Below are 8,408 nucleotides of genomic sequence, written 5' to 3'. Positions count from 1 at the left end.
GTTTCAACGACTTAAAATCGAGGTCTAAAAGCCTCACAGAACTGTTCGAAATCTGTGTAGAAAAGAGAGGGGATTTACAATGTTGACGAGATCTGTAGTCTCTCCGTATATATTAACCTTATTCCTCTCTTTTGTGCTTTCTATTTTATATGTTTAAATTAGTCTTTTTTATTTAAATGCTAACTTAAGACGTGTATAATTAATGGCTAGTTTTGGCTTACTTACGAAAATCCTTGTGGATTTTCTATTCGGTTTTTATTTGCTAAATTAGGTACTTAAACACGCCACTAATCATACACAAGACCGTTACCATTAATTAGAAAAAAATGAAGTTATTTCCAACTATCGAAGAAGTATTTAAAGAACCAAAAGGGTATTATAAATATGTCTTTTTTCCATTATTGACTATTGATTTAAAAGAGCACAATCTTGGAGATGGATTAGTTCATTTCGTTTCCGTTTGGGGAAATGGAGACCCTGATGATGAATTAGACCCTGGAAATTTTGAGTATAATTATATAAAATTTATTCGTGAAGGGGATAAATATAAATTTAATGGAAAAATAGAAGGAATTGAAACTTTTAAGTCTGTCGAGAAATGGTACAAAGAAGCAGATAAAGAATATCAAGAAAATAAAATTGACTATTTAAAACAGCGAGAGCGAAATCAAGTTGCCGAAAGTAATTTAAATCGAAGCCTAGAAAAAAGAAAAAAAGTTGATTTTGACTATTATCACTACTCTAAAGGACTTTTCAATTATTGGATAACACGTGATAAGTACTTAGAAACTGAAAAATTTATCCAAGGAGGTTTCTATTCTGATGCCAATAGTGGACACGAACGAGAAATATTTGAACAAATTGGTGGAGAAATTGACTATGATGAATTTGAATATTTTATTGAGTTACTAGAAAACAATGATGAGAGTAAAGAAACAAAACAGTTTATTGGTTCCGTGACTGGCTATAATTATTTAAGTTTTGGAGAAGATAGAATCCATTTATTTTTAGACAAAAATAAAAATGAAATTTTAACTTATGCAGATTGGAGCTAAATAACTAATGGTAACAATGTATAAAAATAATAAGGGTTAAGTGCCAAACCCAAAGTTAGTGTATATTAACAAAGTCCGCCAAATTTACAATTTGACGGTTAAAAGAAAAATAACGGTAAAATTGTAAATTTGGCTAAGTGCTAAACTGAAAGTTAGTGCATTTTAACCCCTTACTATTCTTACACTAAACGTTAGCCACAAGCTGAAACCAACTTTATGAAATATCAATTGTCATTACTTCTTACCATTTTAGTTTCGAGTTTTATTTACTCGCAGACTGAATATGTTGAGAAATATGATAATGGACAAATCAAAATTCAGGGATTTTTAATCGATAGTGTTTTAATTGGAAAATACACGGAATATTATAAAAACGGACAGATAAAAACAACTGGAGAATTCAAGAATTGTGAATACGAAACTAATCACACAAAAATCTACGTAGCAGGTTGTGGAGTTGGAAATAACTCAACTGTAAAAAAAGGAAAAAAACACGGAGAATGGAAAGATTATTATGAAAACGGAATTCTTGATTCTAAATACAACTACTTCTGTGGTTTAAGACAAGGGAATTTCTTTAATTATCAAAAAGACGGAAAATTGTATTGGATTGACTTTTATACTGCTGACAAGTTAATGGCAACTCAAGAATTTTATGAAAACGGACCTTTAGAAAAAACCTCTACTTTCTCTTATGAATACATCAAGCAGGATGAAGAAAATTTAATGAAAACTGTTGAGTCTGAATTTTACGAAGATGGTTCAATGAAAATTCAGCGTGTAATTCAAGAATTAAAAGACGATATTGAAAAAGAGAGCTTTAAAGAATATTATCCAAACGGATTCTTAAAAACAGAATCAGAAATAATTGACCTCGATAAAAACGGAATTTATCGTGAATTTTACGAAAATGGAAATACAAAATACGAAGGGGTTTTTAAAGACGACAAACCAATTGACAAACAATATTTCTATAATCCCAAAGGAGAGATAACGAAAATTGAGACTTGGAAAGATGGAAAAAAAATAGAAACTGAATTAAAAAAAGCCAGTGGCTAACACCGTATAAAATTAATTGCTGGTTTTAGCCAATTTACGAAAGCCCTCGCGGACTTTCTATCTGTGATTTATTTGCTAACTTTAGTGCTTAAAACACGCAACTAATCTTATACAACAACGGTAAAACATTTAAAAATAACATTATGAAAATAATACATTATATAGTCATCCTTTTTTTCGTTGGAATTAATGCGGTTAATGCTCAGGACTCTATTTACGATGAATTAGCTTCGAAAATTTGTAGTTATGGTTACAGTACGTGGGGAAATACTAATCCAACTGATGAGTTTGATAGAGCAATTTTGCGAGAGGTTGGAACTGATTTAAACGACCCAGACAGAAAGAAAAAAGTTTCAGATTATTTGAATAAACATAGTGATATACTAATCTGTGGAGATGATGGCGTTGAGGGCATACGCAAAAGAGAACAATTGCTCAAACGATCTGTTTCTTGTGGTTTATATGGATATTTACAAGAATTAGCAATCGACAATCAATATTCAGTTGATTTTAATACATATGAAATTATTAATGAAGAAAAAGAAACTCTTTTAGATTATATTTATTTAATTATTAATGACGTGGATTTAGCTGGAGATTATAATATTCTTGAGCTTGAAGCTTTAGCAGATGCTATTGAGGAAAAAGGTGGAAAAAGAGGAAAAGATCTTGAGTAAAAGCTAATGATAATAATAGAAAAACGTTTCACAACACTGTATATAATTTATTGCTTGGTTCTAGCCTACTTACGAAAGTCCTCGCGGACTTTCTATCTGTGTTTTATTTGCTAACTTTAGTGCTTAAAACACGCAACTAATCATACACAACAACGTTAGCAGCAATTTCAAGCATGAATTTTACTGAAATAGGTTGACTAAAAATTAAGCAATTAATTACAGTCACTTATGAAAACAGAAAATGAACACTGGCGAAAAAAAGCTACCATAAAGTAACTTTAGAAACCAAATTATTCGTCGTTGACCAAATCCTTAGCGGACAATTATCCAATAACCAAGCTTCAAAAAAACACGATGTCCCTCGAACAACCATTACCTATTCTACCTTAGTACAAAAAAATACGGGTATGAGTAAAAACGATGAAATTAAAAAGTTAAAGGAAAAAATTGAAGAACTGGAGTTCCAAAAAGACTTCCAACAAGACATTATTGCTGATATGGAACTCATTACAGGCGTCGATATGTCTAAAAAGTCATTGCCCAAAACATTAGCAAAAGAGATAGAGCGAAAGAAAAAACAGCGTATAAAAGAAAATGGCTCTATGGATGTTTTACTCATTGTTTAATATTATTTTTTTTAGGAAATCGTGCATCCGCTTCACTCAAGTGGGATATCTAAACAAGCCTTCTATAAAAGACTCAGATTTCAACAGAAAAAAGAAATAGATCATCAAAAAATGATTAAAATGGTTAAAGACTACCGTAAAAAAGTAGGCTCAAAAACTGGTGGAATAAAACCACACCCAGAACTTAAACAAGACTTTATAAACACTGATATTAAGATAGGTAGAGATAAGTTCTATCGCTTCTTAAGGCTCAATAACCTCTTAATTCCTAAAACAAAAAATTACATTACCACCACAAACTCTAATCATATGTACAAGAAATATAAGAACCTGATCAAAGACCAAGTCCCTACTCGACCTGAACAGCTCTGGGTTAGTGATATCACTTATATTAAGACAGAAAACGGACACAACTATCTAGCATTAGTCACAGACGCTTATTCTAAACAAATTATGGGATATAAACTCGATAATCATATGAGAACATCGCTTTGTACAGAGGCGCTCGCTATGGCCATTAAAAACAGAAAATATCCTAATCAAAAAATAATTCACCATTCAGGTAGAGGTTTCCAATACTGCAGCCCCAAATATACACAGTTTGCTGAAGATAATGGAATTACAATGAGTATGACTGAACAATATGATCCTTAAGAAAATGCAATAGCAGAACGCATTAACAGAACTCTCAAATACGAATACGGTCTAAAACAAAACATTAAAAACACTGAATTAGCACAAAAAATGACACAACAAGCGGTGTATATTTATAACAATTTGAGAACCCATTTTAGCCTGAACCTCAGAAAACCTGCTGAAGTCCATCTGAATCCAAATATCAAATACAAATCCTATCGAAAAAACAATGTAAATTTACCTGAACTTACGATTTAAGAACAGACCTAGTTTAAACGGTTTTTTGCCTTCTAAATTGCTAAAAAAATCTTTTGAACGTCCAAATAACAACAAAAAAGAGTCAATCTATTTCAGTATAATACACATCAGACTTTACTTTTTTAGGTTTAAGCTCCACATTATCTCCTTTATGAGTGAATGGTTCTTTTTTAGATTTTCGCTGCTCTAACAGCTTTGTATTATCTTCAAAAGGATTAAATCCTTCTTTTAAAAGTTTTAATAAGGTTTTCCTATAAACAGATAGAACCCTCTAGTCGTTCTTCTTTGGTTTTATAACTGTTAGCTTTTCCATAAATCGGTGTTAATCGTTTTAATTTTCCGCTTTCAGGATTTCGATATGAAAAATAAACATACCAACGTTTTTTTAAATCACCTTTGGCCGTGTAGATTTTTAGTTCGGAAAAGTTTTTGGGTTTTGTCAAATCGTATGCACTTTCGTATTCAATATCGTATGCAAATGTAATAATTTGTTCACTGGTAAGCATAAAAAAACGGTTTAGCAAAAACTAAACCGTTGTTTTTAATACATTTAAACTTAGTAGCGGGAACTGGACTCGAACCAGTGACCTTCGGGTTATGAGCTTAAAGGTAGCAAGACACTAAATACCTCGTTTCCTAGTAAAATACATGTTATTCAGTACCTTACATTTTAAACGATAGCATTTAAATACAATTAAAATCAAATTATTCTGTACTTATTCTGTACTAATTATTTTAAAATTGATTATCTTTATATTCTAAGTTAAGTGATTATGGCGATTATTAAAATAGTACTTCGGAAAAATATGATTCGCAAAGATAAAACTATCCCACTTGCAATTCGTATTAGTGAAAATTACAAGACAAATTATAAATGGCTTGGACAGTATGTGCTAGAAAAAGATTGGGATAAAGATGCAGGAAGAGTAAAAAAAACACATCCAAACGCTAAAAAACTTAATAATTTTCTTTTAAAAAAACTTACTGAAGCTAATGATGTTTACTTTGATTCTAAAGACAAAATCACACCAAAGCAGGTCAAGTTAAAATTGAAAGGTGCTGGTGGTTCTAAATCATTTTTCAATGTTGCCTCAGACAGAATTAAAAGCAAATATGAACGTGATGTGTTTTCAGTTGCAAAATCTGAATTATCAATTTTATACAACTTAGAAGAATTTTTAAACCATAATAACTCACAAGAAAAAAATGTAGTTATTAACGGAATTAAAGAACGTAGAAAGACACGAGTTAGTAAAGGAAGAAAAGGTGAGCATACTTTTATGGATTCTGTTGAACACTTTAAAAAGAATAAGTCCTTAAAGTTTCAAGATATTAATGAATCTTTCTTGGATAGGTATAAAGATTTTTGTGCAGTCTATCTTGAACAAAAAACACGCACCATCACTAATCAACTCATATTTATACGGACTCTTTTTAACAAGGCTATTAAAAATGGAATAGTTGATTCCAAATTCTATCCGTTTGGTGGTGAAAAAGAAAAGATTCGGATTGGCTCTAGTCATAAGATAGGTTTGATTGTAAATGAGGTAGAGCAGATTGAACTTTTAGAATTAGAACCTGACACCTCAATATGGCACACTAAAAACGTATGGCTATTTGCTTTTTACTTTGCTGGAATAAGAATTTCGGATGCGATAAAATTGAAATGGTCAGACTTTAAAGATGGTCGTTTGTTCTACGTAATGAATAAAAATGAGAAACCACTAAGCCTTAAAGTGTCCGAGAAAGCAGAGGCTATATTAGAATATTATAAAAAAGAGAAAGAAGATAACAATGGATTTATCTTCCCATTTCTAAAAATTGTAAATGAATCTGATACTGAAGATGTGTTTAGAAAAACTAGAAACGCGACTAAACTGCTTAATAAATATTTAAAGCGAATTGGTGGCATCTGTGAAATAGACAAGAACCTTTCTAACCATATTGCTCGACATAGTTTTGGAAATATCGCTGGTAATAAGATTCATCCTAGAATGCTTCAAAAACTATACAGACATAGCGATTTAAAAACGACTTTAATCTATCAAGCTAACTTTATCCATGAAGAAGCTGATGATGCTTTAGAGGAAGTAATTAACTTTTAAGTTATTTTATAAGTTCTTCAGAATAATAAAAATTTGCCGGTAAGCCACCTGTATGCCAAAAAATCACATTAGAGTTTTTTTCTATCTTATTATTTTTAAGATGATCTATCATCCCGTAAAAAGCTCTACCAGAATAAACAGGGTCTAACAATATACCTTCACTTTGAGCCAATTGCTTTATGGCCATCTTTTCATTTTGAGTAATTACTCCATAACCAGGCTTGTCGTAATCTCGAATAAGTGTTGCATCTTTAATTGAGTACATTTTTTGAATACTCAATTCTTTTTGACCTTGATGAAGTATTTCTAAAACAACATCGTCTAATGTTTTATCTCCTAAACCAATTTTATCTATACTAATTGGTATTAATTTTATATCAAGATCGTATAAATCTACACCGAGTTTAAGTCCTGCTTGTGTTCCGCCAGAACTTGATGCAAAGAAAATGTAATCGATTTTCAAGTTATTTTCTGAAAGTTGTTGCTTCAATTCTTTAACCGCATCGACAAAACCATAAGCTCCTAACAAGTTTGAACCACCATAAGGGATTTCATAAACATTTCTTTTCTGTGCTTCTAGATCTTTCTTTAATTTGATTATATCCTCCCCTTTTCTATTATCTCCAGTAAAATGAATTTTTGCTCCTAACAAATATGAAAGCAACAAATTACCGTTGTAATTTTTAGGTTCTTTACCACCTAACAGTAAATGACATTCTAATCCTGCTTTAGCACAAGCTGCTGCTGTTTGTCGGCAATGATTAGATTGTTGAGCTCCAGCAGTAATAATCGTATCACAGCCTTTACTTAAAGCTTTGTAAATGAAAAACTGAAGCTTTCTTACCTTGTTTCCACCAGATGCTAAACCTGAATTATCATCTCTTTTTATATACAAATTATAGTTTGGATAGACTTTAGATAAGTTATCCATCTTTTCCAAAGGCGTAGGAAAAAAACCTAGTTTATACTTATTATTCAGCATTTTACGTTCGATAATTTTTAATTTACACTAAGATAAGTTATATTTATTACTCTCGAAATTTTAAGTTAAAATATTGTTGTACATGTGGTTATATGTTTTACTTAATTCAAAAATATCGATTTATCCCAGAATACACCTACGCTTCTTCTATGCATTGGGTAGTGCTTTTCTTGTGCATAGTTATGGGCATCATCATTATTTTTCAACTTTTTAATATTGTATTAGGTAAGCGTCAAAACATTAAATCTAAGTATCGTTATCTAATTTTAGCCGTTATTTTTCTATTGTATAATGTTTTGAATGGTTTGCTTCCTTATGATAACTTTCCTGGTCCAAGAATAATTCAATATGTAATTACATACACAATTTCTATTATAATGTGTTTATATCTGGTTTGGTATTTATATAAAGAATTTGATATAAAAACACCAAATACTTTTTTCAAAATAAAGAATTTAACTATTATTCTTTCCTCATGTTTTATATTACTTTTCATTGTACCATACTATTTCACAAACTCCTTGAATTTCGCAAGAAGCCTATTCTTAATTTTTCCAACGATACTTTCCTTAGTTTTTATTGTGTATTTCTTTTTAGTTATCAAAAAGAAAACGAAAAGAGACCGTTATTTTAAAGTCCAAACCTACTTAGGTTTAAGTTCAATATTCTCTTTAGTTATGCTTCCCGCATTAACTTATTTTGGCGATTTTCAGCCCATAACGCATTCCATAATGACGTCATCATTTTTTTTCGTTACTATAATGGAAGTAAATAGCTATTTATATCGATTAAAGAACACTTATAAATTAGATCAGGATATTGCAGACTTATACGGTCTTACAAATAGAGAAAATGAAATTGTACTTCAAATAATAGAAGGCTACAGTTATAAAAAAATAGCTAAAAACATGTTTATATCCTATGGTACAGTTAGAAAACACGCTTCAAATATCTTCAGTAAATCAGACTGTTCGAGCAGAAAAGAACTTATTGACAAAGTGAATTTATAA

The 8,408-nt window shown here is 30.7% G+C and carries 10 protein-coding genes; 8 read left to right on the top strand and 2 right to left on the bottom strand.

Annotated elements, in window-relative coordinates:
- Positions 1-326: 326 nt before the first annotated feature.
- The 6 genes from DFQ06_RS16205 (at position 327) to DFQ06_RS19670 (ending at position 4,311) form a co-directional block, all read left to right on the top strand.
- Positions 327-1,055 (top strand): hypothetical protein, encoded by a 729-nt coding sequence (locus DFQ06_RS16205; RefSeq protein WP_133968918.1) that lies wholly within the window; start codon positions 327-329, stop codon positions 1,053-1,055.
- Positions 1,056-1,271: 216 nt separating this feature from the next.
- Positions 1,272-2,114 (top strand): toxin-antitoxin system YwqK family antitoxin, encoded by an 843-nt coding sequence (locus tag DFQ06_RS16200; RefSeq protein ID WP_133968916.1) that lies wholly within the window; start codon positions 1,272-1,274, stop codon positions 2,112-2,114.
- A gap of 143 nt (positions 2,115-2,257) precedes the next feature.
- A complete protein-coding gene (locus DFQ06_RS16195) occupies positions 2,258-2,791 on the top strand; it encodes a hypothetical protein (protein WP_133968914.1) in 534 nt (177 codons plus the stop codon).
- 407 nt (positions 2,792-3,198) lie between these two features.
- Positions 3,199-3,417, top strand: a complete 219-nt coding sequence (locus DFQ06_RS19570) for a hypothetical protein (RefSeq protein WP_235833568.1) — start codon at positions 3,199-3,201, stop codon at positions 3,415-3,417.
- Between the two features lie 120 nt (positions 3,418-3,537).
- Complete coding sequence (locus DFQ06_RS16185) at positions 3,538-4,071, top strand: DDE-type integrase/transposase/recombinase (RefSeq protein ID WP_159140099.1); 534 nt, start codon at positions 3,538-3,540, stop codon at positions 4,069-4,071.
- 9 nt (positions 4,072-4,080) lie between these two features.
- Positions 4,081-4,311, top strand: coding sequence for an integrase core domain-containing protein (locus DFQ06_RS19670; protein ID WP_081958655.1), 231 nt, complete (start codon positions 4,081-4,083; stop codon positions 4,309-4,311).
- A gap of 251 nt (positions 4,312-4,562) precedes the next feature.
- Here the strand turns inward: DFQ06_RS19670 and DFQ06_RS16175 are convergent, their stop codons facing one another.
- A complete protein-coding gene (locus DFQ06_RS16175) occupies positions 4,563-4,817 on the bottom strand; it encodes a hypothetical protein (protein WP_074938664.1) in 255 nt (84 codons plus the stop codon).
- Between the two features lie 267 nt (positions 4,818-5,084).
- Between DFQ06_RS16175 and DFQ06_RS16170 the strand changes: the two genes are divergently transcribed.
- The gene (locus DFQ06_RS16170; protein WP_133968910.1) at positions 5,085-6,416 is read left to right on the top strand and encodes a tyrosine-type recombinase/integrase; all 1,332 of its coding nucleotides are present in this window, start codon (positions 5,085-5,087) and stop codon (positions 6,414-6,416) included.
- Position 6,417: 1 nt separating this feature from the next.
- Here the strand turns inward: DFQ06_RS16170 and DFQ06_RS16165 are convergent, their stop codons facing one another.
- Positions 6,418-7,398 carry a D-cysteine desulfhydrase family protein gene (locus DFQ06_RS16165; protein ID WP_133968908.1) on the bottom strand — a complete coding sequence of 327 codons (981 nt, stop codon included), beginning with the start codon at positions 7,396-7,398 and terminating at the stop codon, positions 6,418-6,420.
- A gap of 92 nt (positions 7,399-7,490) precedes the next feature.
- Between DFQ06_RS16165 and DFQ06_RS16160 the strand changes: the two genes are divergently transcribed.
- Positions 7,491-8,408, top strand: a complete 918-nt coding sequence (locus tag DFQ06_RS16160; RefSeq protein ID WP_133968906.1) for a helix-turn-helix transcriptional regulator — start codon at positions 7,491-7,493, stop codon at positions 8,406-8,408.

Origin of the sequence: Algibacter lectus (assembly GCF_004368925.1) — a bacterium.
Lineage (GTDB): Bacteria > Bacteroidota > Bacteroidia > Flavobacteriales > Flavobacteriaceae > Algibacter > Algibacter lectus.
The sequence above is the reverse complement of the archived record's forward strand: the minus strand, read 5'-3'. Positions and strand labels throughout refer to the sequence as shown.